Genomic DNA, 25,290 nt, shown 5'->3' with positions numbered 1-25,290 from the left:
TCAGAACGTGCAAGTCATGGCGCGGATGCCGTGAATGAAGCTGCCCGCTAGGTACTCCGGGTCACCGGCCTCGATACGCGGCAGCTGGCGGAGCAACTCACCGAACAGGGCGCGCAGCTGGGCCCGCGCGACATGGGTCCCCAGGCAGTAATGCTGCCCACCGCCGCCGAAGCCCAGATGCGGATTGGGGTCGCGGCTCAGATCCAGACGATCGGGCTGGTCGAACACCTGCGCATCCCAGTTGCCCGACGCATAGAACATCGCCACCTTGTCGCCGGCCCGAATGGTCTGGCCGCCGAGCTCGTAATCGGTTGCGGCGGTGCGACGGAAGGTCATCACCGGCGTCGCGTAGCGGATGAACTCCTCTACCGCGGTCCCGATGCGGCGCTCGAAATCCTCCAGTAGCCAAGCGCGTTGGTCACCGAAATCGGTGAGCGCTTTGAGTGCGTGACTGGTGGTCTGACGGGTGGTGTCGTTGCCGGCCACCGCGAGCAGCACGAAGTAAGCGGACACCTCGGCGTCGGTGAGCCGGTCACCGTCGACCTCGGCGTTGACCAGGCTGCTGAACAGGTCGTCACCGGGAGCCTCCCGACGCTGCGCGGCCAGCGCGCCGGCGACCTGATGCAGATACATGATGTTTTCGCCCATCACCGCCAGCGGGTCGCGCCCGGCGAGGAACACCGGGTCGTTGGTCGATACCAGCGCATCGGCGGCATGGGCTACCTGTGCGCGCTCGGAATCCGGGACGCCCACCATATCCGCCAGCGTGCGCAATGGGAGCTCTTTGGCGCAGTACTCGACGAAGTCGGCCCCGCTGCCGGCGGCCCGCAACTCTTCAACGATCGCCTTGGCATTGGCCTTGATCGAATCTTCGATACGGCGGATCTGGCGGGGTGTGAACGCCGCGGTGGCCAGCTTGCGCAGCTTGGTGTGCCGGGGCGGGTCCATCGCCAGGAAGGACTGCGTGGTCTCCAGCATCTCCTCCGGGAAGTTCTCGAACATCACGCCCTTGCCAGACAGGAACACCTCGTTGGTGCGGCTCACCTCGACGATGTCGGCATGGCGGGTGACCGCCCAATAGCCGGGATCGTCGGGATCGTTGAGCATGGCGTCTTCGACCGGCGGATGCCAGCTCACCGGACGCTCCGCGCGCAGTATCGCGAAGGAGCGCTCCCGTTCCGCGGCGGTGCCCGACCAGAACGCGCGTGAGGACAGGTCGACCTCGTCATAGCTGCGCAGCGCGGCGGATGGTGCTGTCACGAGACCTCCTCGGCGTATGGCCCCGGTCACATCGGGCTCGAACGACACTAAGTCTAGACATCATGTCTAGTCAAGACGTCGGGCTTACCGTTACGCTCGACGCTGTGGCTTCTGTGACGCGCAAGCCCCCGACCAGCCGCCAGGAGCGGCGCGGGGAGATTGAGCGGTGCCTGCTCGACGCCACCGAGCGACTGATGAGCGCCGGCGCCAGCTTCACCGAACTCAGCGTGGATCGGCTCGCCACCGAGGCGGGCATTTCGCGCGCCAGCTTTTACATCTACTTCGAGGACAAAGGCCATCTGTTGCGTCGGCTCGCCGGCCAGGTGTTCGGCGATCTCGCCTCGGGGGCGGACCGTTGGTGGAGCGTGGCGCAGCGCCGCGATCCCGACGATGTCCGCGCTGCGATGGCCGCGATCATCGCCAACTATCGGCGGCATCAACCGCTGCTGATCGCGCTGAGCGAGATGGCGGGCTACGACCCGCTGGTGGGCGCCACCTATCGCGACTTGCTGACCGGCATCTCGGGTCGGGTGGCCCAAGTCATCGAAGACGGCCAGGCCGACGGCTCCATTCGCCGCGAGTTACCGGTCGACGCCACCGCGAGTGCGCTCACCTGGATGGTGGAGCGGGTATGCCAACAGAATCTGCCGGTCCGCGACACCGATTACGATTCCGAGCTCGCTACCGCTCTGACTGAGATCGTTTGGGGGACGCTGTATCTCGGCACTGCGGCGAAGTAGCGCGGATTACGGGCCGCTCCAGGCCGAGCGATCGTAGGAGCCGTCGATCCTGCTGCGCTTCCTTTTCAGCCGGCTGGGCAACAGTGCGGACAGGCCGCAGGCCGGAGGTACGCGCGTCGGGGCCAACACGTAGGTGATGTTGCCGCGGCTGACGCGGATGTTCTCAGCGCTGTTGATGTCGAGCCGGAAGTAGTTGTTGTGGATCGTCACCAGGCCCAGCAGAGCGTTTCGGACGGCCAACGAGTCGACCTGTGCGGCAGGCAGGTTGGGAAAGTCGGCCATGCCGTCGTATTGGCGACACAGGTCGGTCACCGAGAACCGGGTGTTCGCCGGCACGCCGACGCCACCGTAGTCGGGCAGCTTCATGAACGTGACCAGCTTCGGGTCAGCCTGATAGATGCCGTGAAAAGGCTGTTCGGGATTGGCCAGCAGTAGAAACGACACCCTGTCGGCCGGGACTGAGGAGGTCGGCCCCTCCTCGCGCAACCACTTGCAGGCAACCTGCGCCCCCATACTCACCCCATAGACGAGGACGTCGTCGGCATCGGGTGAGGCGTTGAAGTGGGCGGTCAGCATATCGTCGAGGGCTTGCACGCCACGTTCCACCGCTTTGACCGCTGAGACGTAGCGCAGGCCGTCGAAGTAGGTGTTGGGGTACTTGACGCGTTTGACGGTCTTGCCCCTGGTGACCGCGCCCCGGCACATGAACCGCAGAAACCCGCTCCAGCCCGCCCCGTCGATGGTGAACACCGTGGTCATCTGTCAACCCCCTATCGCTGGTATCGACCACCCGAACGTGCGTAGTTGTACGCCCCCGACCGGCGTGTCGCTGGGCAAACCCGCACGCTCGCGGGAAGGGCCGGGACGGGAAGGGCGGGGACTACACCGCGACCAGGTCGTCGGCGTGCACGACCGGCCGACGCGCGTCCGGTGCCAACTCGGCGGTGGAGTGGCCGATCATGGCGTCCAGCTCCGCCGCGTCGTAACCGACCACGCCGCGGGCCACCACGGCTCCGTCCGGGCCACACAGTTCGACCACGTCGCCGCCGTAGAACCTGCCCGAGACCGCGGTGATCCCGGCCGGCAGCAGGGAGCGTCGGCGAGCCAGCACCGCCTCGACGGCCCCGGCGTCCAGCGTCAGCGTTCCGGCCGCGTCGGCGGCGTGGCGCACCCAGAACTTGCGCGCCGACAACCGTTGCGCCCGGGGCGCGAAGACGGTGCCCACCGATGCGTCGGACAGTGCGGCGGCTGCCGCACCGGCCGCGGCCAGCAACACCGGAACGCCCGCGTCGGCGGCCAACAGTGCCGACGACAGCTTCGACACCATGCCGCCGGTACCGAGGTGACTGCCCTCGCTGGCAACCACATCGGCGAGATCGTCCGGTCCCGACACCTCGGGGACCAGGCGAGCCGGGCCCTTGCGGGGGTCGGAGTCATAGAGGCCGTCGATGTCGGAGAGCAGGACCAGCGCGTCGGCGCCCACCAGATGCGCCACCAATGCCGAGAGCCGATCGTTGTCGCCGAACCGGATCTCGCTGGTGGCCACCGTGTCGTTCTCGTTGACGATCGCCACCGCATGCAATGCGCGCAGCCGGTCCAGGGTGCGGGCGGCGTTGGTGTGTGACACCCGCATCGAGACGTCCTGAGCGGTCAGCAGCACCTGCCCGACGGTGCGGCCGAACCGGCCGAAGGCGGCACTCCACGCGTTGACCAGCGCCACCTGCCCCACACTGGCGGCGGCCTGTTTGGTGGCCAGATCGGTTGGCCGCTTGGTCAACCCGAGCGGCTCCAGGCCGGCGGCGATAGCCCCCGAAGACACGATCACCACGTCCGAGCCGGCCTTCATCCGGGCTTCGATCGCCTCGGCGAGCCCGGCCAGCCGGGCCGCGTCGAACATGCCGGTCTCCGTGGTCAGCGCGGTGGTGCCGATCTTGACGACGACGCTGCGCGCGGTCCGAATCGCCTCGCGCGCACCAGTGCCGGTCACTCGTCCTCCGCATGCTCACGGCGCTGCTTGCGCGCCACCTTGCGCTCGGCGGCACCCACTCGGTCGGTGCGCTCCAGCCTGCTGTCGGTGCCCCGCCCGGACAGCGTCATGTCCACCCCGGCCGGCGTGGCCGGCTCCCAGTCGAACGTCATGTCCCCGATCGTCACCGCGCAACCCGGTTTGGCTCCCCGCCGCAGCAGCTCGTCCTCGACCCCCAGTCGCGCCAACCGGTCACCCAGGTAGCCGACCGCTTCGTCGTTGTCGAAGTTGGTCTGGTGCACCCAGCGCTCAGGACGGGTGCCCCGCACGATGAAGCCGCCCTCGCCGTCCGACTCCACGCTGAACCCGGTCTCGCCCGCAAGTACCGGACGAATCACCGGGCGTCGTGCCACCGGCTCCGGCTGCGCCGCGCGATACGCCGACACCATGTCGGCCAGCGCAAACGTCAACGGGCGCAGCCCTTCCCTGCTCACCGTCGAGACCATGAACACCGGCCAGCCGCGCTCGGCCACGATGTCGTCGCGGACGAACTCCGCCATCTCCCGCGCTTCCGGCACGTCGATCTTGTTGAGCACCACCGCCCGCGGGCGGTCGACCAGGTCGCCGAGCGTCGAATCCCCTTGCATGGTGGGGGTATAGGCCGCCAGTTCGGCTTCAATCGCTTCGATATCAGAGAGCGGGTCACGGCCCGGCTCGGCGGTCGCACAGTCCACGACATGCACCAGCACCGCGCAGCGTTCGATGTGCCGCAGAAAGTCCAAGCCCAGTCCGCGGCCGGCCGAGGCGCCCGGGATGAGGCCGGGCACGTCGGCGGCGGTGAAGGTGTTCTCGCCGGCCGACACCACGCCCAGGTTGGGCGCCAGCGTGGTGAAGGGATAGTCGGCGATCTTCGGCTTGGCCGCCGAGATCACCGACACCAGTGCGGATTTGCCCGCGGACGGGAATCCGATCAGCCCGACGTCGGCGACGGTCTTGAGTTCCAGCGTGAGGTCGCGGGTTTCGCCCTTCTCCCCCAGCAACGCGAAGCCGGGCGCCTTGCGGGCGCGCGACACCAGCGCCGCATTGCCCAGCCCGCCGCGACCGCCGGCGGCTGCCTCGAAGCGGGCACCCGTGCCTACCAGGTCGGCCAGCAGCCGCCCGTGCTCGTCGAGCACGACAGTGCCGTCGGGAACTTTGATCTCCAGGTCCGCGCCGAAAGCGCCGTCCTTGTTGTTGCCCTGGCCCTGCTTGCCGGACGGCGCGTCGATGTGCGGCCGAAAGTGAAAGTCCAGCAGGGTGTGCACTCCGGCGTCGACGACCAGCACGACGCTGCCGCCGCGGCCGCCGTTGCCACCGTCGGGACCACCGAGCGGCTTGAACTTCTCCCGGTGAATCGAGGCGCAGCCGTTGCCCCCGTCGCCGGCCCGCACATGGATGACAACGCGGTCGACGAACCGGGACATGGCGTTACTACCTATCCGGCGCCCAAAGGCGCCCAGTTACGCCGGCGACTAGTCGCGGGCGACAGGCACGATGTTGATCAACTTGCGGCCACGCTTCACACCGAACTCGACCGCACCGGGTGCCGTGGCGAACAGGGTGTCGTCGCCGCCGCGCCCGACGTTGACGCCGGGGTGGAAGTGGGTGCCGCGCTGCCGCACCAGGATCTCGCCGGCCTTGACGACCTGGCCGCCGAACCGCTTGACCCCGAGCCGCTGGGCGTTGGAGTCGCGCCCGTTACGTGAGCTGGAAGCGCCCTTTTTGTGTGCCATCTCGCTGCCTCCTGCTGCTACTTGATTCCGGTGACCTTGAGCACGGTCAGCTGCTGACGGTGACCCTGCCGCTTGTGGTAGCCGGTCTTGTTCTTGAACTTGTGGATGCGGATCTTGGGGCCCTTGGTGTGCTCCAGGATCTCGCCGGTGACGGCGACCTTCGCCAGCTTGGCGGCGTCGGTGGTGACGCTGGCACCGTCCACGACCAGCGCGACCGGCAGCGAGACCGACGATCCCGGCTCCGACTCGATCTTCTCGACCTTGAGCACGTCACCGACGGCAACCTTGTACTGCTTGCCGCCGGTTTTGACGATTGCGTACGTCGCCATCGTTGGTTTCTACCTCTGCTTCTCGGGCGCGCACGCCATCGGGACTTGCGCAGGTGTCTGGGGTTCTGTCCGCCGAGCTGTGGTTATTCCCGCCTGGCGACAACTGGTCAAGGGTACGTGACCAGCGGCTAAGGGGTCAAACCGGCACGGCCTTAGATCGGTGGTCCGGCCGGTCGGGCCGCCGCACGCCGACGTCGCGGACGCTCGACCACCGCGACCGGCGCCTCGGGCTCCTCAAAGTCCTCGGAGTCCTCCGCGTCCTCAGCATCGTCGGAGTCTTCTTCATCGGACTCGTCGGAGTCATCGGACTCGTCGATGACATCCAGGTCGTCGTCGAAGTCCTCGTCGTCATCGTCGTCGAGATCGACTTCGTCGACATCCTCGTCGTCGGCGTCTTCGTCGTCGACATCCTCGTCGTCGACGTCTTCGTCCTCGTCGTCTGCGTCTTCCTCGGCGTCGGTGAGGTCCTCGTCGGAGTCCAGGTCCTCGGAAGCGACCTCGTCGGTGCCCTCGGCCTCCTCGGCGCCTTCGGCGCCCTGCTCGACCAACAGCTCATCGGCGTCGGGTGCGGTCTCGTGCTCGTCGTCCGACTCGTCGTGCCGGTCGCTGGCCGCCGCCATCGCCTTGAACATCGGGTGGTCACCGGGCGTGTGCACCGGAACCTTGGCGACCGCCGGCTCGTCGACCTTCGGCTTCTTCGAGCGCTTGCTGCGGCGGCTCGTGCTGCTGCCGCCCGATTCAGACTTGCGTCCCGGCGCGGCCGAGTCCACCGGGTCGCCGTGCAGCATGATGCCGCGCCCAGCGCAGTGTTGACACGAGGTCGAGAAGGCCTCGATGAGCCCGGTGCCCAGGCGTTTGCGGGTCAGCTGTACCAGACCCAGCGACGTCACCTCCGAAACCTGGTGGCGGGTGCGGTCGCGGCCCAGCGCCTCGGTCAGCCGGCGCAGCACCAGGTCGCGGTTGGACTCCAGCACCATGTCGATGAAGTCGATGACGATGATGCCGCCGATGTCACGGAGGCGAAGCTGCCGCACGATCTCCTCGGCGGCCTCCAGGTTGTTCTTGGTCACCGTCTCCTCGAGGTTGCCCCCGGAGCCGGTGAACTTGCCGGTGTTGACGTCGACCACCGTCATCGCCTCGGTCCGGTCGATGACCAGCGTGCCGCCCGAGGGCAGCCAAACCTTGCGGTCCAGCGCCTTGGCCAGCTGCTCGTCGATGCGGTGCACGGCGAACACGTCCGGACCGGCCTGGCCCTCCGGACCTGTGGGGGGCTGGTAGCGGGTCAGCTTCGGCACCAGCTCGGGGGCCACCGAGCCCACGTACTCATTGATCGTGGCCCAGGCCTCGTCACCGGAGACCACCAACTCGGAGAAGTCCTCGTTGAACAGGTCCCGGATCACCTTGACCAGCACGTCGGGCTCTTCGTAGAGCGCCACCGCGGCCCCGGCCGCTTTCCCCTTGGTCTCGGCCGCGGTGGCCTCGATCTGGCTCCAGCGTTCCTGCAGGCGTTCCACGTCGGCGCGGATGTCTTCTTCTTTGACACCCTCCGACGCGGTGCGGATGATCACGCCGGCGTCGGCGGGCACCACCTCGCGCAGGATCTCCTTGAGCCGCTGACGCTCGGTGTCGGGCAGCTTGCGACTGATCCCGGTCGACGACGCACCCGGCACGTACACCAGGTAACGGCCGGCCAGCGAGACCTGCGTGGTCAGGCGGGCGCCCTTGTGCCCGATGGGGTCCTTGCTGACCTGCACCACGACGTAGTCGCCGGGTTTGAGCGCCTGCTCGATCTTGCGGTTGGCGCCACCGAGTCCGGCGGCCTCCCAGTTCACCTCACCGGCGTACAGCACGCCGTTGCGGCCCCGGCCGATGTCGACGAACGCGGCCTCCATCGACGGCAGCACGTTCTGCACGATGCCCAGGTAGACGTTGCCCACCAATGACGTCGACGCGGCCGAGGTCACGAAGTGCTCGACCATCACGCCGTCTTCCAGCACGGCGATCTGGGTGTAGCGCGCGCCCTGGTGCGGCGGCTCGGTCCGGACCCGGTCGCGGACCACCATGCGGCGTTCGACGGCCTCGCGGCGGGCCAGGAACTCGGCCTCGCTCAAAATCGGCGGACGACGCCGCCCGGCGTCGCGGCCGTCGCGGCGACGCTGCCGCTTGGCCTCCAGTCGTGTCGAGCCGGTGATGCCCTGGATCTCGTCGTCGCCGGTGCCCCGGTCGGCCTTGGCAGACCGGCTGGTCTTGGCGCGCGGGGCCCGTTCGTGCACGACGGTGTTGGGCGGGTCGTCCGACGACACGGTGTCGTCGTCCTCGCCGGTCCCGGCCTTGCGCCGACGGCGGCGGCGACGACGGCGGTTGCCGGCCTCCTCGGCCGAACCGCCCTCTTCGTCGGCGGCGTCCTCGGCGTCGGCGGCCTCGTCCGATTCCGCGGCGGAGTCGTCGTCCTCGGTCTCGTCGTCGGCGGCTGCACCCTCGGACCCGCGGCCCCGGCCACGGCCACGGCGACCGCGGCGGCGGCGCCGGTTGGCGGGCCGGTCTCCGTTCTCGTCGTCGGCGTCGGTCTCGGCACCGCCGAGGTCGTCGTCGCCATAGTCGTCCGAGTCGTCGTCTGTATCGACGTCGACGTCGCGAGGCACCGCACGCTCAAAGGCGACCGGCTGCGGCGCGACGAACAACGGCATGTAGTCAGCCCGCGCGACGGCCGGCTCCGGTGCCGTCTCCAGCAGCAGCCGGGACTCGGGTTCGTCGGGGACCTCGCCGGCATCCCCAGCGTCCGCTGCCTCGCCGGCCTCCTGGAAGAGCCCGGCGACAGCGGGTTCGGCGATCGAGTCCAGCAGGTCGCGGACTCGCACCGCCTCGACACGGTCCACGCTGGAGTGCGCGCTGCGCGCCCGGCCATCCAGCTCGGTAAGAGCATCCAGGACCCGCCGGCTGGTGGTGCCCAGAACCCGCGCCAGCGAGTGCACCCGCAGGCGATCGGGCAACTCCTCGTGCTCGCTCGGCCCTGCTGATACGTCTGAATCGGGGCCTTTAAAAAGAGAGGGGTCTGCCACGTACGTCTCCTCAAGCCCCCGGGCGCGTCGTGCGACGCGGCCACGCGAGGACTTCTCGTTATGGGCCCGGCTCACTTCCCCGGGCTTGTGGTGGTCTCGCTCCGAGGGGCTCGGGTTGAACCGACTCGGTGCCTGGCTGAATGAGGACCGGCGATCGGCGCCGCATCACATATCGCGACCGTCGCACTCGCCGAAGTCTTCATTCGGGTGTCGGACACCGGTCCGGTGACGTTCACCCGTTAGTCAGTATCCCACACAATCCACAGGAGCCGGACGAAAGGCACTAACTACGACGTCAGGCCAGTGTCATCGGAGCCGTCGGCGCCGATGGCTTCAAGTCGGGGAACCACAGCGCGATCTCACGCTCGGCCGACTCCGGTGAGTCCGAGCCGTGCACCAGGTTGAACTGGGTCTCCAGACCGAAATCACCGCGGATGGTGCCCGGGGTGGCCTTGGCCACCGGGTCGGTGCCACCGGCGAGCTGCCGGAACGCCTCGATCGCGCGCGGTCCTTCCACCACGGCGGCGACCACGGGACCTGAGGTAATGAAATCCAGCAGCGAAGCGAAAAACGCCTTGCCCTCATGCTCGCCGTAGTGCTGCCGGGCCACGGCCTGCTGCACCGGCCGCAGTTCCAGGGCCGCCAACGTCAGGCCCTTCTTCTCGATCCGGCTGATGATCTCGCCCACCAGCCGACGGTTCACGCCGTCCGGCTTGATCAGCACCAAAGTCCGCTCAGTCATGAAGCGCCGCTCCTGTCCCATCGTTCCGCCCTGCGTCGTCGCCAGCGGCACGGGCGACAGCGTACCGGCCCCGGCGTCGGGTTCCGTCACGAGCGTCGCAACACCACCGCACGGAAATAGGCGATCAATGCCCACACCGCGGTGAACACCAGGCCCATGATGCCCACGCCGGGGTACACCACGAACCCGGCCACCAGCACCAACTGCAGCGCCAGATTGGCCCAGATCGCCCAGCTGCGGCCCTGGATCCCGGCGAACAGCAGCAACACCAGCGCCAGGCCGAGCAGATACGTCAGCGAGAAGGGTGTCAGGCCACCCCCGACGACGCTGACCACCGGGAGAGCCAACAGCACCGTGATGGACTCGAGTATCAGCGTCGCGGCCATCACGCCACGAAAACCCCGCCACGGGTCGGGGGCGTCTGGCTGGTCGGTCATGCCGGGTCCTTCCCGAACAGGGAGCGAGCGGCGCCGGCGGTGACCACCGAGCCGGTGATCACGATTCCCGCCCCCGAAGCTTCACCCTCGGAGTCGAATTCGTCGACCAACGCCGTGGCGGTGTCGATCGCATCTTCCAGCGTTTCGGTGGTGACCACCCGGTCGTCACCGAACCACCGCGCTGCGGCGACGGTGAGTGCCTCGACGTCCAGCGCCCGCGGAGAACCGTTGTGGGTCACCACAATTCGGTCGAACACCGGCTCTAGTGCCGCCAAGATGCCGTCGACGTCCTTGTCGCCCAGCACGCTCACCACACCGACCAGATACCGGAAGTCGAAATCCTCGGCGAGGGCCTGGGCCAGCACGGCGGCGCCGGCCGGATTGTGCGCGGCGTCGATGAACACCGTGGGCGAGCTGCGCATCCGCTCCAGCCGGCCGGGGCTGCGTACCGCGGCGAAGCCCGCCCGAACGGTCTCGACGTCGAGCTGGCGCTCGGCGCCGGCGCCGAAGAACGCCTCCACCGCCGCCAGCGCCAGCACCGCGTTGTGCGCCTGGTGCTCGCCGTGCAGCGGCAGAAAGATGTCGGAGTACACCCCGCCCAGGCCCTGCAGTTCCAGCACCTGTCCGCCGACCGCGAGTTGGCGGCTGCGCACCGCGAACTCCGAGTTCTCCCGCGCCACCGCGGCGTCGGCGCGCACCGACTGCGCCAGCAACACCTCCATCACCTCGGGCGCCTGGCGGGCGATCACTGCCACGGTGTCGGTCAGTTCGTCCGACGAGCGGTGAATGATGCCGGCCTTCTCCGCAGCGATCCCGGCGATGTCGTCACCGAGATAGTCGACGTGGTCGATGCCGATCGGGGTGATGACGGCGACCGGGGCTTCGACGACGTTGGTGGCGTCCCAGCGCCCACCCATGCCGACCTCGACGATGGCGACATCGACCGGGGCATCGGCGAATGCCGCGAACGCCATCCCGGTGAGCACCTCGAACTTGCTCATGGCCGGGCCCCCGTCAGCCTGCGAGGATGCGTCGACCATCTGCACGAAGGGCTCGATCTCGGCGTAGGTCTCCACGTACCGCGCCGGGCTGATCGGCTGGCCGTCGACCGCAATGCGCTCGACCGCCGACTGCAGGTGCGGGCTGGTGGTGCGCCCGGTACGGCGAGAAAACGCCGTCAGCAACGCATCGATCATCCGCACCACCGAGGTCTTGCCGTTGGTGCCGGCGACGTGGATGGACGGGTAACCGCGCTGCGGCGAGCCGAGCAGTTCCAGCAGGGCGTTGATCCGGGTCAGGCTGGGTTCGATCTTGGTCTCGCCCCAACGCTGATCCAGCAGGTGCTCGACCTGGAGCAACGCCGCGATCTCGTCCGGGGTGGGCTCGTCGGTGCCGATCGGTTGATCGGTCACGTCAGGCCTGCCAGCCGCGCGGTGATCCGCTCCACTTCGTCGCCGGCCAACTGCTGGCGCCCACGGATCTTGTCCACCACCGCTTCGGGCGCCTTGGCCAGGAACGCCGCATTGCCCAGTTTCGCCGAGGTGGCCTCGAGCTCCTTGCGCGCGGTGGCCAGGTCCTTCTCCAGCCGACGGCGCTCGGCTTCGACGTCGACGGTGCCGGAGGTGTCCAGTTCGACGACGACCGTGCTTCCCCCGCCCGTGGGGCCCAGTCGCACCTCGACGGTGGCCGACGGTGCGAAGTCCTCCCCCGGCTCGGTCAGCCAGGACTGGGAGGTCACCGCTGCCACCTGGGTGGCCAGGTCGGCGTCGTCGATGCCGGTCAGCCGGGCCGGGACCTTCTGCCGGTCGCGCAGACCCTGGTCGCTGCGGAACCGGCGCACCTCGGTCACCAGCTTCTGCATGTCGGTGATCCGTTGCGCGGCAACCCGGTCCAGCGCGATGCCCGACGATGCCGGCCAGTCCGCGATCACCAGCGACTCCGCGCCGGTGAGCTCCTGCCACAGGGTTTCGGTGACGAACGGGATCACCGGGTGCAGCAGCCGCAACAGGGTGTCCAGCACCGCCGCGAGCACGGCGGTGGTGTGGGTCAGCCCCTGCCCCAGCTGGGTCTTGGCCAACTCGACGTACCAGTCGCAGAACTCATCCCAGGCGAAGTGGTACAGCGCTTCGCAGGCTCGCCCGAACTCATAGCCCTCGAAGGCCGAATCCACTTCGGCGCGAACCTCTTCCAGGCGCCCCAGAATCCAGCGGTCGGCGTCGGTCAGGTCCTCGAGCGCCGGCAACGGCGCCGGCGCCGCGCCGTTCATCAGCGCGAACCGGGTCGCGTTGAACAGCTTGGTGACGAAGTTGCGCGACGCACGGGCGTGGTCCTCGCCGATCGACAGGTCACTGCCGGGGCTGGCGCCGCGGGCCAGGGTGAACCGCAGGGCGTCGGCGCCGAACATCTCCACCCAGTCCAGCGGGTCGATGCCGTTGCCGCGCGATTTGCTCATCTTGCGGCCGTGCTCGTCGCGGATCAGGCCGTGCAGGAACACGTTGCGGAACGGAACTTTGCCATCGGGCAGCGCGGCGTCGCCGCCCACGAAGGTGCCGAACATCATCATCCGGGCCACCCAGAAGAACAGGATGTCGTAGCCGGTCACCAAAACGCTTGTCGGATAGAACTTCTCCAGTTCCGGTGTGGCGTCGGGCCAGCCCATCGTGGAGAACGGCCACAACGCCGAGGAGAACCAGGTGTCCAGCACGTCGGGGTCCTGCTCCCAGCCCTGCGGCGGGGTCTCGTCCGGGCCGACGCAGACCTTCTCGCCGTTCGGCCCGTGCCAGATCGGGATGCGGTGCCCCCACCACAGCTGCCGGGAGATGCACCAGTCGTGCATGTCGTCGACCCACGCGAACCAGCGCGGCTCCAGGCTCTTGGGGTGGATGACGGTGTCGCCGTTGCGAACCGCGTCACCGGCGGCCTTGGCCAGCGAGGAGACGTCGACCCACCACTGCATGGACAGCCGCGGTTCGATGACTTCGCCGCTGCGCTCGGAGTGCCCGACGCTGTGCAGGTAGGGCCGCTTCTCGGCGACGATGCGCCCCTCGGCGGCCAGCGCTTCACGCACGGCGACCCGCGCCTCGAAACGGTCCATGCCGTCGAACTGTGTTCCGGTGCCGGTGATCCGGCCTTTGGTGTCCAGGATGGTCGGCATTGCCAGCTGGTGGCGCAGACCGATCTCGAAGTCGTTGGGGTCGTGGGCGGGGGTGACTTTGACCGCGCCGGTGCCGAATTCGGGGTCGACGTGTGCGTCGGCGACCACGGCGATCTCCCGGTCCAGGAACGGGTGCGCCAAGCTGGTCCCGACCAGGTCGCGGTACCGGTCGTCGTCGGGGTGCACCGCGATCGCGGTGTCACCGAGCATGGTCTCCAGCCGGGTGGTGGCCACCACGATGTGGGGTTGGGAGTCATCGAGCGAGCCGTACCGGAACGACACCAGCTCGCCCTCGATGTCTTCGTATTTGACCTCGAGGTCGCTGATCGCGGTCTCCAGCACCGGCGACCAGTTGACCAGTCGTTCGGCCTGGTAGATCAGCCCCGCGTCGTAGAGCCGCTTGAATATGGTGCGGACCGCCCGGGACAGGCCGTCGTCCATGGTGAACCGTTCGCGACTCCAGTCCACGCCGTCGCCGAGCCGGCGCATCTGGCCCCCGATGGTGCCGCCGGACTCCCGCTTCCAGTCCCAGACCTTGTCGATGAACAGTTCGCGGCCGAAGTCTTCCTTGGTCTTGCCGTCAATGGCGAGCTGGCGTTCCACCACGCTCTGGGTGGCGATGCCGGCGTGGTCCATACCCGGCAGCCACAACACCTCGTAGCCCTGCATTCGCTTGCGACGGGTCAACACGTCCATCAGGGTGTGGTCGAGCGCGTGGCCCATGTGCAGGCTGCCGGTGACGTTCGGCGGGGGCAGCACGATCGAGTAGCCGGGCTTATCGCTGGTGGGGTCGGCGCTGAAGTAGCCGGCATCCACCCAACGCTGGTAGATCGCGTCCTCGACCGCACCCGGCTCCCACGACTTGGGCAGGGCATCGGCGTTGGCGGCGTTGGGGGTGTCAGTCACCGGTCAATTCTAGGAATGCCTGCCGAGCAGTCGCGAAAGCCCCCGAATCCGGCTCGATTCGGGGGCTTTCACGACTGCTCACGCAGGTAGGGCTACTTCTTGCCGCCGAGCAGACCGCCGAGGATGTCGCCGATGGCGCCGCCGGTCTTGCCGCCGATCATGTTGCCCAGGATGCTGCCCATCGACTGGTTCTTGGCGCCGCCGCCGCCGGCCATGCCGCCCAGGATGCTGCCCAGGACATCACCGAGGCCGCCACCGGAGGCCTGCTGCTGGGCCGGCTCGGCCTTCTGGCCGGTCAGCTGCTTGCCGATGTAGGCGAGCACGATCGGCGCGATGATCGGCAACAGCTTCTGCAGCAGGTCGTTGTTGCCGGCGCCGGCACCGGACAGCGCCGAGGCGACCTGGTTGGTGTCGTTGCCACCGAAGATGGTGGAGATCACCTGTTGGCCTTGCGACTGGCTGGCGCCGAAAGCGTTGTCCAGCAGTCCCTGAGCGGCGAAGGTGGCGGCGGTGTTGACAATGCTGTCGGCCTGACCCGGGTCTTGGGCGTTCTGGCTCAAACCGCTGACCAGCACCGGCACCAGGGTACGGATGGTGCTGTCCACTTCACCCGAGTCGGCGCCGAGCTGGTTGGCGATGTCTTGGATGGGGATCTGAGCAAAGAGATCGTCGAGGCCGGCCATGAGAGATTCCACCTTCTTTACTGGGTGCTGCTACGGGCAGCGGTCGAAAATGACACTAGCGGAAAGATCAGTGGCCGGCACCGGCCAATTGAGCCGCGGTCAACGCAGCCGGGAAACCTCGAGCGTCACCCCCGCCGCGGGCAGTCTGGACAGCAGCACGTCACCCATCGCGGCCGCCGGGGTCAGCACACCGTAGTGGTCGGACAGTGCGTCGCGGTCCAGCGCCAGGGCCAAAGCACTCTCGCCCAACAGCACCGAGGTGGCCTGGTAGCCGGGGTCACCCCGCTGCGCCATGTCCGCCCGGTAGCGGGCTCCGCCGCTGGTGGTCGTGTAGGTCTCGATGCGGTAGTAGCCGTTCTCGCGCCGGCTGCGGCTGGGGCCGGTTCCCGGCTTGGGCAACACCCGTTCCAGCAATCCGTTCGGCAGGAGCCGCAGGACGTGGCCGCCGACCCCGAAGGTCACCTTGCCCATCCCGGTCGCCAATCCAGACAGCGCAGGTGCGGCAGCCGACGAGCCGACGCTCATGTGCTCGGCGTAGCGGAAGCGGCGACCGTAGGCCCAATCCAGCAGTGCGTTGCTGCGCCGCACGATGCGGGTGTTGACGGGCGCCATGGCGAAACCGGCGGTCCAGATTCCATCCAGCTCCGGCGCGATGTCTTGGCCCCGCCGCCAGGACAGGTCCGGCTCGGGGCCCAATCGGGGTTCGGCGGACCGATCCGAGCTGAGCGTGTAGGGATCCGACAGCTGGCGTCGGGCCTTCGGATCGTTGGCGGCGGCGCCCAGGAACTCAATCATCGAGGCCAGCGTGCCGGCGGACACCCCGGCGGAGAACCCTCGGACGACGTAGTCGGTGTCGAGCAGGTCCCCGGTGCCGTCGTCGCGGGCCGCCCGATACAGGGCGTACACGCTCATGTCCGACGGGATGGAGTCGAAGCCGCAGCCATGCACGATCCGGGCCCGGTTGTCGGCCGCCTGCTTGTGGTGACGGTCGATGCTCTCCCGCACGAACAGCGTCTCGCCGGTGAGGTCGACGTAATCGGTGCCCGTCGCGGCGCAGGCCGCCACCAAGGGCATTCCATAACGGGTGTAGGGGCCGACGGTGGTGATCACCACCCGGGTCCGGGCCGCCATCGCCGCCAGTGTTGTGGGCTTGTCGGCGTCGGCCACCAGGGTCGGCCAGCCTTGGGCTCGAGATCCGAGGCCGTCGCGGACCTCGCGCAGCCGCTCCGCCGAGCGGCCCGCCAACCCGATCCGGGCGGCGCCGCCGGCGCGGGCCAGGTACTGGGCGGTCAGCTTCCCTGCGAAACCGGTGGCTCCATAGAGGACGATGTCGAGCTCACGAGGCGTGTCAGGCACCCGCCCGACGCTACTCGCCGGCCGGAGCCCCTTCCGACGGCGACGGCGCCGGGCTGCTCGCCCGGCGCCGTCGTCGATAGCGCTAGAGGGATGTTCAGCCGCGACGGCCGCACACCGGCCAGGCACCGATGCCCTGGCTGCGCAGGACGTTCTCGGCAACCCGGATCTGCTCGGCACGGCTGGCGTTGTGCGGCATGCCGCTGCCACCGTTGGCACGCCAGGTGCCGGCGTTGAACTGCAGTCCGCCGTAGTAGCCGTTGCCGGTGTTGATCGACCAGTTGCCGCCCGACTCGCAGGCCGCGATGGCGTCCCAGTTGACGCTGTCCGCCTTGGCGGTGGCGTCGGACAGGGCGACCGCGCCGGTGATCAGGGCGCCGGCGATCGCGGCCAGGGTCAGGGGCTTGCGGACGTTCTTCAACATCGTTCCTTTCGCAGCGCGCGCGCCGAAGTGCGCCCACGGCAAGTGGGCCGGCATGCTTGGGGTCCAGGCGGGAGTGGTCTTCGAGACGTGCCGTCTAGGTCAGGCACGACAGCGGGGGCAGATCGCCCGCCGGGTTGACACCCGGCACCGCGGAGGCGTTCGAAGGGCCGCCCGCGGCCCCGCTCACACGCGGTTCCGTCGATTCAATTTGTTTGCCCCGCATTAGGGCGAGAGGAAACTTACGAAACGTTCATGCGACAAGTCCAACCGCATGACGCGACTATTTCGGGCAGATAACGAAAGAATCACACCACCGTCGGGAATGGTTATAGCAGGTCAGCAGCCGCTTTAGGCGTTCCGTCGACACGGCAGTACACATCGGCGACCGTGAGTCAGATCACGGGGTTTTTGTGGGCTGGACCACTGGAAATGAGGGGATTCGGGGGCCGTTTGCCGCTCACCGAGCCGAAAACTGGACACTACATAGGCCCCAGCAGCATCAGACGCCCCACAAATCGCAGGTCATCGAACCAGGACGGGCCGAAGCGCCCCAAGCAGGCGAAAAGATCCGCGACCACCGAGGCCGCCAGTAATTGGCCCGGCCGAGTCAATGTTTTAACCCGGCCCGCCTCGACATGCACCGCCTGTCGAGACCCTGAGTCAATTACCTTGGGCTACAGGCGATTCCGCCGCCCGGCGCCGGCCGTCCGAGAATCGGAGGGGTCCATCGATTCCGCGTTCCGCCAATAATCTCTGCATCTCGCGCAGATAATACGATGATTTATTTCGCTATCTACGCACGCCGCATCGCGCTTTGTTTACGACTACAAAACGGCATTTGCTGAAGTAGCGGCTCAGAGCAGGCCGGCAACATCGTCCGGCGAGTTGAGATTGGCCAGCGGGGACGCATCGGCCAGCACGACCCGGCGGACGTCAGCCCCGTCGATCAGCGCGCCCACCCGACGTTCCCCGGCGGCGACCAAGGCATCGACGGTGTCGGCCAACGTGGTGTGATACACCCCGGCCAGATAGTGGTCGCGGTCGGCGTGCGGCAGCACGACATCGGCCGCGACAGCACTTAACGTGTCGATCAATTCCGTTGTCAGAAAAGGCATGTCGACCCCGCAGACGAAGGCGCGCTGGGTGCCGTCCCGCGCCGCGGCCCGCAACCCCAGCCCGATAGCCGGCAACGGACCCAGCCCGGGCACCTCATCGCGCAGCACCTGCACAGGAAGTTCGGGCAGCGCTTGGCCCTGGGCGGCCACCACGAAGACGGGGTCGCAGCGCTGCGCAAGCACCGAGACCAGGTGTTCCACCAGGGTCAGACCGGCGAAGCGGCCCGGCACGGTCAGAGTGGCCTTGTCCCGGCCCATCCGGCGCGAGGCGCCGCCGGCCAGCACGACACCGGCCAACCGACCGGCAGTCATGGCGTCAGTCGACAGTCCAGGTGTCGCGACCACGCAGCAGCGCCTGAAGTGCGGCGGTGTCGTGGGCGGTCGACTGCCTGGCCTCGGCGACCTGCGCGCGCGCCAGGTCGTCGTAGGTGGGCTTGGTGACCTTGCGGAAGATGCCCATCGGGAAGTGCGACAGGTCCTGCTCGGAGAGCCGCGACAGTGCGAAGGCGTACGAGGAGTCGGCCTGGGTGGCGTCGTGCACCACGATCTGCTCGGCCGAGACGTCGGCGGTCTTGGCGACCTCCAGCCCGAAGCCGGACTTGATGACGCAGTACTCCCCCTCGGCGCCGAACACGACGCGCTCGCCGTGCCGGACATTGATGATGCGGCTCTCCGCACCTTCCTTGCGCAGCAGGTCGAAGGAGCCGTCGTTGAACACCGGGCAGTCCTGCAGGATCTCCACCAGCGCCGAGCCTCGGTGCGCCATCGCACCCTGCAGGACCTCGGTAAGGCCCTTGCGGTCGGAGTCCAGGGCACGCCCGACGAACGTCGCCTCGGCGCCGATAGCCAGCGAGATCGGGTTGAACGGGTTGTCCAGCGAACCGAAGGGCGTCGACTTGGTGACCTTGCCGGTCTCCGACGTCGGCGAGTACTGGCCCTTGGTCAGGCCGTAGATCCGGTTGTTGAACAGCAGGATGGTGATGTTGACGTTGCGTCGCAGCGTGTGGATCAGGTGGTTGCCGCCGATCGACAGCGCGTCGCCGTCACCGGTGATCAGGAACACCTTGAGGTCTTCGCGGGCGGTCGCCAGCCCGGTGGCGAAGGTCGGGCCACGACCGTGGATCGAGTGCACCCCGTAGGTGTTCATGTAGTAGGGGAAACGGCTTGAGCAGCCGATCCCGCTGACGAACACCACGTTCTCCCGCCGCACCCCCAGCTCGGGCAGGAAGTTGCGCACCGAGTTGAGGATGGCGTAGTCGCCACAGCCCGGGCACCAGCGCACCTCCTGGTCGGAGGTGAAGTCCTTGGACTTCTGCGGCTCGTCGGTGGTGGGGACCCCGCTCAGCGCGGTCAGCCCCAGATCGGTACCGACAAGCGAGCCGAGGGCTTCGGTGGTGGTCATGAGTTCGCTCCTGCTGTACCCGCAATGGTGACCGCCGCGGCCCTGGCCAGCGACGCCTTCTCGTTCTCCCGATCGGCCAGCGTGCCCGCCAGCGCGTCGTCGATGATCCCCTCGACCTCGTCGGCCAGGAACGCCTGGCCGGTCACCTTGGTCACCGACTGGATGTCGACCAGGTAGCGACCGCGCAGCAGCAGCGCCAACTGGCCCAGGTTCATCTCCGGCAGCACCACCTTGGGGTAGCGCCGCAGCACCTCACCCAGGTTGGCCGGCAGCGGGTTGAGGTAGCGCAGGTGCGCCTGCGCAACCTTGATACCGCCGCGCCGGACCCGCCGGCAGGCCTCGGCGATCGGGCCGTAGGAACTGCCCCAGCCCAGCATCAGCAGCTCGGCGTCTCCGGACGGGTCGTCGACCACCAGGTCGGGAACCTCGATGCCGTCGACCTTGGCCTGGCGCAGCCGCACCATCAGGTCGTGGTTGGCCGGCTCGTAGGAGATCGCTCCGGAGCCGTTGGCCTTCTCCAGCCCACCGATCCGGTGTTCCAGGCCCGGGGTGCCGGGGATGGCGAACTGCCGGGCCAGGGTCTGCGGGTCGCGCGCGTACGGCGCGAAGTCCTCGCCGGCCTTGGCCAGGTTGCGGTCGATGGGCTCCATCGCCGCGATGTCGGGAATCCGCCACGGTTCGGAGCCGTTGGCGATCGCGCCGTCGGAGAGCAGCACCACCGGAGTGCGGTAGGTCAGTGCGATCCGGACGGCCTCGATGGCCGCGTCGAAGCAGTCCGAGGGCGTGCACGGCGCCAGTACCGCCACCGGCGACTCGCCGTTGCGTCCGTAGAGCGCCTGCATCAGGTCGGCCTGCTCGGTCTTGGTCGGCAGGCCGGTCGACGGGCCGCCGCGCTGGACGTTGATCAGCAACAGCGGCAGCTCGGTCATGACGGCCAGGCCCAACGCCTCGGCCTTGAGGGCCAACCCCGGACCAGAGGTACTGGTGACGCCCAGCGCGCCGCCGTAGGAGGCGCCGATCGCCGCGCCGATACCGGCGATCTCGTCTTCGGCCTGGAAGGTCAGCACGTTGAAGTTCTTGTACTTGGACAGCTCGTGCAGGATGTCCGAGGCCGGGGTGATCGGGTAGGTCCCCAACACCACCTGGGTGTCGGCCAGCTGGCCGGCGACGATCACGCCGTAGGCCATCGCGGTGTTCCCCGAGATCTGGCGGTACTCACCCGCCGGAAGCTTGGCCGGGGCGATCTCATAGGTGGTGCCGAACGCCTCGGTGGTCTCGCCGTAGTTCCAGCCCGCCTTCAGCGCCAGCACGTTGGCGTCGGCCACGTCGGGCTTCTTGGCGAACTTCTCCCGGATGAAGCGCTCACTGCTCTCCAGCTCGCGGCCGTACATCCAAGACAGCAGGCCGAGGGCGAACATGTTCTTGGCCCGGGCGCCGTCCTTCTTGGTCGCACCGATCGCCTCGACCGCACCCAGCGTCAGCGAGGTCATCGCCACCGGGACCACGACGTAGTCGGAGAGTTCCTCGGTCTCCAGCGGGTTGGTCTCGTAGCCGATCTTGGCCAGGTTGCGTTTGGTGAACTCGTCGGAGTTGACGATCACCATGCCACCGCGCGGCAGGTCGCCGATGTTGGCCTTCAGCGCCGCCGGGTTCATCGCCACCAGCACGTCGGGACGGTCACCGGCGGTGAGGATGTCGAAGTCGGCGATCTGGATCTGGAACGACGAAACACCGGGCAAGGTGCCCTGAGGTGCGCGGATCTCGGCCGGATAGTTGGGCTGGGTGGCCAGGTCGTTGCCGAACAGGGCCGCTTCGGAGGTGAAGCGATCGCCAGTGAGCTGCATGCCGTCGCCGGAGTCACCGGCGAAACGGATGACGACCTTCTCGAGTTTTTGGCGCCCGGGTGCCGACCCGACTCCGTTACCACTCGGCCCCACGGCCCCGCCTTCCATCACTGTCCGACACAGGCCCGCGCAGCACGGCTGGCGCACCCACAAGTTTTTCTGTCACTGGCAGTACCGATTATTGCACCGCTCTTATAGACCATACGACGCCACACCGCGTCGAAATTCGGGTTACTCAGCGTTAAATATCGATGTCACACCGGGGTTCGCGGTCAACTCAAGACGGAAATGTGGTTTTCATCACGTTCACGCGGGAGCCAACTCTAAGAAAGCTCGGTACTCACGAGTAACTTTGCGCGGCGCACCGAGCGCCGCTCCCGATCAGGCGCTCTTGTCGCGACGCTCGCTGCGGGATGCCTTGCGCGGCACGATGGTCGGCAGCACGTTGTCCTGCACCGTTTCCTTGGTCACCACGACCTTGGCGACGTCGTTGCGGCTGGGGATGTCGTACATGACCGGCAGCAGCACTTCTTCCATGATGGCCCGCAGCCCGCGCGCACCGGTGCCCCGGTGGATGGCCTGATCCGCGATGGCCTCCAGCGCGTCCTGGCTGAACTCCAGCTCCACCCCGTCCATCTCGAACAGCCGGGTGTACTGCTTGACGAGCGCGTTCTTGGGCTCCGACAGGATCTTGACCAGCGACTCCATGTCGAGGTTGGTCACCGAGGCCACCACCGGCAACCGGCCGATGAACTCGGGGATCAGACCGAACTTGATCAGGTCCTCGGGCATGACCTCGGCAAAGTGGTCGGTGGTGTCGATCTCGGCCTTCGACCGGACTTCGGCGCCGAATCCCAAGCCGCGCTTGCCAACCCGGTCCGAGACGATCTTCTCCAGTCCGGCGAAAGCCCCAGCCACGATGAACAGCACGTTGGTGGTGTCGATCTGGATGAACTCCTGGTGCGGGTGCTTGCGGCCGCCCTGCGGCGGAACCGAGGCCTGGGTGCCCTCCAGGATCTTCAGCAGCGCCTGCTGCACTCCCTCGCCGGAGACGTCGCGGGTGATCGACGGGTTTTCGCTCTTGCGGGCGATCTTGTCGACCTCGTCGATGTAGACGATGCCGGTCTCGGCGCGCTTGACGTCATAGTCGGCCGCTTGAATCAGTTTGAGGAGAATGTTCTCGACGTCCTCACCGACGTAACCCGCTTCGGTCAGCGCGGTGGCGTCGGCGATCGCGAACGGCACGTTGAGCATCTTGGCCAGGGTCTGGGCCAGGTAGGTCTTGCCGCAGCCGGTGGGCCCGAGCATCAAGATGTTGGACTTGGTCAGCTCAACCGGCTCACCGGAGCGGGAATCCCGACTCTTCTCGCCGGCCTGGATGCGCTTGTAGTGGTTGTAGACCGCCACCGCCAAAGTGCGCTTGGCCGTGTCCTGACCGATGACGTAGCCCTCCAGGAACTCCCGGATCTCCGCGGGCTTGGGCAGTTCGTCGAGCTTGACGTCGTCGGCGTCGGCCAGTTCCTCTTCGATGATCTCGTTGCACAGGTCGATGCACTCATCGCAGATGTAGACGCCCGGACCCGCGATGAGCTTCTTGACCTGCTTCTGGCTCTTGCCGCAGAACGAACATTTCAGCAAGTCCCCGCCGTCTCCAATGCGCGCCATAGTGCGTTAGGACCTACTTCCTGTTCGCCGTCTGTCGTCGGGGTGCCGGTGTCTGCTCCGACGCTACCCGTTCATTCCGGTGCGAGGCGACCGATAAGGCCGAATCGCGTCGTTGGTATTCATCACTGGCCCCGTCTGCCTGCTCCAAGAACATATCGCCCAAGGCGCCGCACCCGGAGTGTGACGCGCTGGCGTGGCGTGAGCGTTTCGGGGGCGTTACCCGGCTGTGAGACAGCCGAAGCCTTCCAGCTCTACAGTGGCCAGCGTGGGGTTCGCCGTGCCCGACGATACCGTGCTCGTCGCCGATGGGGGGCTGGCGACGGAGCTGGAAGCCCGCGGCTTTGATCTTTCCGACCCGCTGTGGTCGGCGCGGTTGCTCGTCGAGTCTCCCCGCGACATTGCGGCCGTTCACAGCGCGTTCTACGCGGCGGGCGCGCAGATCGCGACCACCGCCAGCTATCAGGCAAGCTTCGACGGGTTCGCCGCCCGCGGCATCGGCCGTCACGCGGCCGAGGCGCTGCTGCGCCGCAGTGTGGACCTGGCCCGCGAAGCCGGCGGCGGCGCAAGCGGGCGCTGGGTTGCGGCGTCGGTCGGCCCGTACGGCGCCGCCCGCGCCGACGGCTCGGAATACCTTGGCCGGTACGGACTTTCGGTCGCACAGTTATCCGTGTGGCACCGGCCGCGGCTGGAGGTGCTGGCCGGCGCAGGCGCCGACCTGCTCGCGTTGGAGACGGTGCCGGACCTCGACGAGGCGGCGGCCCTGGTAAGTCTGGTCTGCGAGGTGAATGTGCCGGCCTGGCTCAGCTACACGATCGACGGCACGAAGACCCGCGCCGGACAGCCACTCGCGGAGGCCTTCGCGGTGGCCGCCGAGGTACCGCAGATTGTCGCTGTCGGGGTGAACTGCTGCGCCCCACACGATGTCCTGCCAGCGATCGAGATTGCCCGCGAGGTCACCGGCAAGCCGGTGATCGTCTACCCCAACAGCGGTGAGCGCTGGGAGTCCGGGAGGTGGACGGGGCCGAGGTGCTTCTCCCCCGCGCTGGTGCCGCAGTGGGTTGCCGCCGGAGCACGCATCGTGGGCGGTTGCTGCCGGGTTGGGCCGGCCGACATCAGCGATATCGCCGAGATCGCGCTCACGCAGGAAAAGTGCGAGTGACGGTCTGCGTGAGCGCGATCTCGCGCAAAAATCAGGCGGTCTGCGCCGACAGCTTCCGGTACTCCAGGACGGTGTCGATGATCCCGTACTCCTTGGCCTCGGCGGCGGTGAGGATCTTGTCGCGATCGGTGTCCTTGCGGATCACCTCCGGGTCCTTGCCGGTGTGGCGGGCCAGGGTGGACTCCATCAGGGTCCGCATCCGCTCGATCTCGGCCGCCTGGATCTCCAGGTCGGAGAACTGGCCCTGGATCACGCCGGACAGCGACGGCTGGTGGATCAGCACCCGGGCGTTAGGCAGCGCCATCCGCTTGCCCGGGGTGCCCGCCGCCAGCAACACCGCCGCAGCCGAGGCGGCCTGACCCAGGCACACCGTCTGGATGTCGGCCCGCACGTACTGCATGGTGTCGTAGATCGCCATCAGCGAGGTGAACGAACCACCCGGGGAGTTGATGTACATGGTGATGTCGCGGTCCGGGTCCAGCGACTCCAAGACCAGCAACTGGGCCATGATGTCGTTGGCCGAGGCGTCATCGACCTGGACGCCCAGGAAGATGATGCGCTCTTCGAACAGCTTGTTGTACGGGTTCGACTCCTTGACGCCCCAGCTGGAGTGCTCCACGAACGACGGCAGGATGTAGCGCGCCTGCGGTGCGATGGCTCGCAAGGTTTCGGGGTTCATGACGTGGCTCCGTTGACGTGGGCGCTGGTGATGATGTGATCGACGAAGCCGTATTCCAGGGCTTCCTGGGCGGTGAACCAGCGGTCGCGGTCGGAGTCGGCCTCGATCCGCTCGATGGACTGCCCGGTGAACTCGGCGTTGAGCCGGAACATCTCCTTCTTGATGACCGCGAACTGCTCGGCCTGGATGGCGATGTCGGCGGCGCTGCCGGTCACCCCGCCCAACGGCTGGTGCATCAGGATCCGGGCGTGCGGCAGGGCGTAGCGCTTGCCCTTGGTGCCCGCCGCGAGCAGGAACTCGCCCATCGAGGCGGCCATCCCCATCGCGTAGGTGGCGACGTCACACGGCGCCAGCACCATCGTGTCGTAGATCGCCATCCCCGCGCTGATCGAACCGCCCGGGGAGTTGATGTAGAGCGAAATGTCCTTGGTCGGGTCCTCGGCGGCCAACAGCAGGATCTGAGCGCACAGCCGGTTGGCGATGTCGTCGTCCACCTGCGACCCCAGGAAGATGATGCGTTCTCGCAGTAGGCGCTCGTATACCGAGTCGACGAGATTCAGTCCGGGCTGGCTCACAGTGGGATACCTGCTTTCTCGAGATT

22 protein-coding genes are annotated in these 25,290 nt (G+C 67.7%); 2 read left to right on the top strand and 20 right to left on the bottom strand.

The window, feature by feature from the left end:
- Nucleotides 1–1,260 carry a cytochrome P450 gene (locus ABW16_RS14785; protein WP_047319939.1) on the bottom strand — a complete coding sequence of 420 codons (1,260 nt, stop codon included), beginning with the start codon at nt 1,258–1,260 and terminating at the stop codon, nt 1–3.
- A gap of 104 nt (nt 1,261–1,364) precedes the next feature.
- Here ABW16_RS14785 and ABW16_RS14780 point away from each other — a divergent pair, with 104 nt between their 5' ends.
- Nucleotides 1,365–2,000 (top strand): TetR/AcrR family transcriptional regulator, encoded by a 636-nt coding sequence (locus ABW16_RS14780; protein ID WP_047319938.1) that lies wholly within the window; start codon nt 1,365–1,367, stop codon nt 1,998–2,000.
- A gap of 6 nt (nt 2,001–2,006) precedes the next feature.
- Here the strand turns inward: ABW16_RS14780 and ABW16_RS14775 are convergent, their stop codons facing one another.
- From ABW16_RS14775 to clpX, 17 genes are all read right to left on the bottom strand, one after another.
- Nucleotides 2,007–2,759 carry a PE-PPE domain-containing protein gene (locus tag ABW16_RS14775; protein WP_047319937.1) on the bottom strand — a complete coding sequence of 251 codons (753 nt, stop codon included), beginning with the start codon at nt 2,757–2,759 and terminating at the stop codon, nt 2,007–2,009.
- A gap of 121 nt (nt 2,760–2,880) precedes the next feature.
- The gene (proB, locus tag ABW16_RS14770; RefSeq protein ID WP_047319936.1) at nt 2,881–3,987 is read right to left on the bottom strand and encodes a glutamate 5-kinase; all 1,107 of its coding nucleotides are present in this window, start codon (nt 3,985–3,987) and stop codon (nt 2,881–2,883) included.
- Nucleotides 3,984–5,429 carry a GTPase ObgE gene (gene obgE / locus ABW16_RS14765; protein WP_047319935.1) on the bottom strand — a complete coding sequence of 482 codons (1,446 nt, stop codon included), beginning with the start codon at nt 5,427–5,429 and terminating at the stop codon, nt 3,984–3,986. The genes proB and obgE overlap by 4 nt, the downstream gene beginning before the upstream one ends.
- Before the next feature lie 48 nt (nt 5,430–5,477).
- Complete coding sequence (gene rpmA, locus ABW16_RS14760; protein WP_024440772.1) at nt 5,478–5,738, bottom strand: 50S ribosomal protein L27; 261 nt, start codon at nt 5,736–5,738, stop codon at nt 5,478–5,480.
- Between the two features lie 17 nt (nt 5,739–5,755).
- Nucleotides 5,756–6,067: a 50S ribosomal protein L21 gene (gene rplU, locus ABW16_RS14755; RefSeq protein WP_047319934.1), complete on the bottom strand. Its 312-nt coding sequence runs from the start codon at nt 6,065–6,067 to the stop codon at nt 5,756–5,758.
- Nucleotides 6,068–6,219: 152 nt separating this feature from the next.
- Nucleotides 6,220–9,126, bottom strand: coding sequence for a ribonuclease E (gene rne, locus ABW16_RS14750; RefSeq protein ID WP_047319933.1), 2,907 nt, complete (start codon nt 9,124–9,126; stop codon nt 6,220–6,222).
- A gap of 295 nt (nt 9,127–9,421) precedes the next feature.
- Nucleotides 9,422–9,868, bottom strand: coding sequence for a nucleoside-diphosphate kinase (ndk, locus tag ABW16_RS14745; protein ID WP_041319710.1), 447 nt, complete (start codon nt 9,866–9,868; stop codon nt 9,422–9,424).
- Between the two features lie 86 nt (nt 9,869–9,954).
- Complete coding sequence (locus tag ABW16_RS14740) at nt 9,955–10,305, bottom strand: DUF4233 domain-containing protein (protein WP_047319932.1); 351 nt, start codon at nt 10,303–10,305, stop codon at nt 9,955–9,957.
- Nucleotides 10,302–11,702 carry a bifunctional tetrahydrofolate synthase/dihydrofolate synthase gene (gene folC / locus ABW16_RS14735; RefSeq protein ID WP_047320011.1) on the bottom strand — a complete coding sequence of 467 codons (1,401 nt, stop codon included), beginning with the start codon at nt 11,700–11,702 and terminating at the stop codon, nt 10,302–10,304. The genes ABW16_RS14740 and folC overlap by 4 nt, the downstream gene beginning before the upstream one ends.
- Before the next feature lie 11 nt (nt 11,703–11,713).
- Nucleotides 11,714–14,365 (bottom strand): valine--tRNA ligase, encoded by a 2,652-nt coding sequence (locus tag ABW16_RS14730; protein ID WP_047319931.1) that lies wholly within the window; start codon nt 14,363–14,365, stop codon nt 11,714–11,716.
- 92 nt (nt 14,366–14,457) lie between these two features.
- Nucleotides 14,458–15,048 (bottom strand): DUF937 domain-containing protein, encoded by a 591-nt coding sequence (locus tag ABW16_RS14725; RefSeq protein ID WP_047320010.1) that lies wholly within the window; start codon nt 15,046–15,048, stop codon nt 14,458–14,460.
- 99 nt (nt 15,049–15,147) lie between these two features.
- Entirely contained in the window at nt 15,148–16,404 is a 1,257-nt protein-coding gene (locus ABW16_RS14720; protein WP_047319930.1) for a saccharopine dehydrogenase family protein, read from the bottom strand.
- Nucleotides 16,405–16,498: 94 nt separating this feature from the next.
- Complete coding sequence (locus tag ABW16_RS14715; RefSeq protein ID WP_024440781.1) at nt 16,499–16,822, bottom strand: transglycosylase family protein; 324 nt, start codon at nt 16,820–16,822, stop codon at nt 16,499–16,501.
- Nucleotides 16,823–17,679: 857 nt separating this feature from the next.
- Complete coding sequence (gene mobA, locus ABW16_RS14710) at nt 17,680–18,252, bottom strand: molybdenum cofactor guanylyltransferase (RefSeq protein WP_047319929.1); 573 nt, start codon at nt 18,250–18,252, stop codon at nt 17,680–17,682.
- Nucleotides 18,253–18,256: 4 nt separating this feature from the next.
- On the bottom strand, nt 18,257–19,342 hold the full coding sequence (locus tag ABW16_RS14705) for a 2-oxoacid:ferredoxin oxidoreductase subunit beta (RefSeq protein WP_047319928.1): 1,086 nt from the start codon (nt 19,340–19,342) through the stop codon (nt 18,257–18,259).
- Entirely contained in the window at nt 19,339–21,294 is a 1,956-nt protein-coding gene (locus tag ABW16_RS14700; protein ID WP_230987500.1) for a 2-oxoacid:acceptor oxidoreductase subunit alpha, read from the bottom strand. The genes ABW16_RS14705 and ABW16_RS14700 overlap by 4 nt, the downstream gene beginning before the upstream one ends.
- Before the next feature lie 273 nt (nt 21,295–21,567).
- Nucleotides 21,568–22,851 (bottom strand): ATP-dependent Clp protease ATP-binding subunit ClpX, encoded by a 1,284-nt coding sequence (gene clpX / locus ABW16_RS14695; RefSeq protein ID WP_047319927.1) that lies wholly within the window; start codon nt 22,849–22,851, stop codon nt 21,568–21,570.
- Between the two features lie 265 nt (nt 22,852–23,116).
- On the opposite strand from clpX, the gene mmuM reads away from it, so the two are divergent.
- Nucleotides 23,117–24,010 carry a homocysteine S-methyltransferase gene (gene mmuM, locus ABW16_RS14690; RefSeq protein WP_047320008.1) on the top strand — a complete coding sequence of 298 codons (894 nt, stop codon included), beginning with the start codon at nt 23,117–23,119 and terminating at the stop codon, nt 24,008–24,010.
- 31 nt (nt 24,011–24,041) lie between these two features.
- Here the strand turns inward: mmuM and clpP2 are convergent, their stop codons facing one another.
- A complete protein-coding gene (clpP2, locus tag ABW16_RS14685; protein WP_047319926.1) occupies nt 24,042–24,689 on the bottom strand; it encodes an ATP-dependent CLP protease proteolytic subunit ClpP2 in 648 nt (215 codons plus the stop codon).
- Nucleotides 24,686–25,264: an ATP-dependent Clp protease proteolytic subunit gene (locus tag ABW16_RS14680; protein WP_047319925.1), complete on the bottom strand. Its 579-nt coding sequence runs from the start codon at nt 25,262–25,264 to the stop codon at nt 24,686–24,688. The genes clpP2 and ABW16_RS14680 overlap by 4 nt, the downstream gene beginning before the upstream one ends.
- Between the last annotated feature and the right edge of the window lie 26 nt (nt 25,265–25,290).

This window comes from Mycolicibacter heraklionensis (assembly GCF_001021505.1).
In the GTDB taxonomy this organism is placed as follows: domain Bacteria; phylum Actinomycetota; class Actinomycetes; order Mycobacteriales; family Mycobacteriaceae; genus Mycobacterium; species Mycobacterium heraklionense.
The sequence above is the reverse complement of the archived record's forward strand: the minus strand, read 5'-3'. Positions and strand labels throughout refer to the sequence as shown.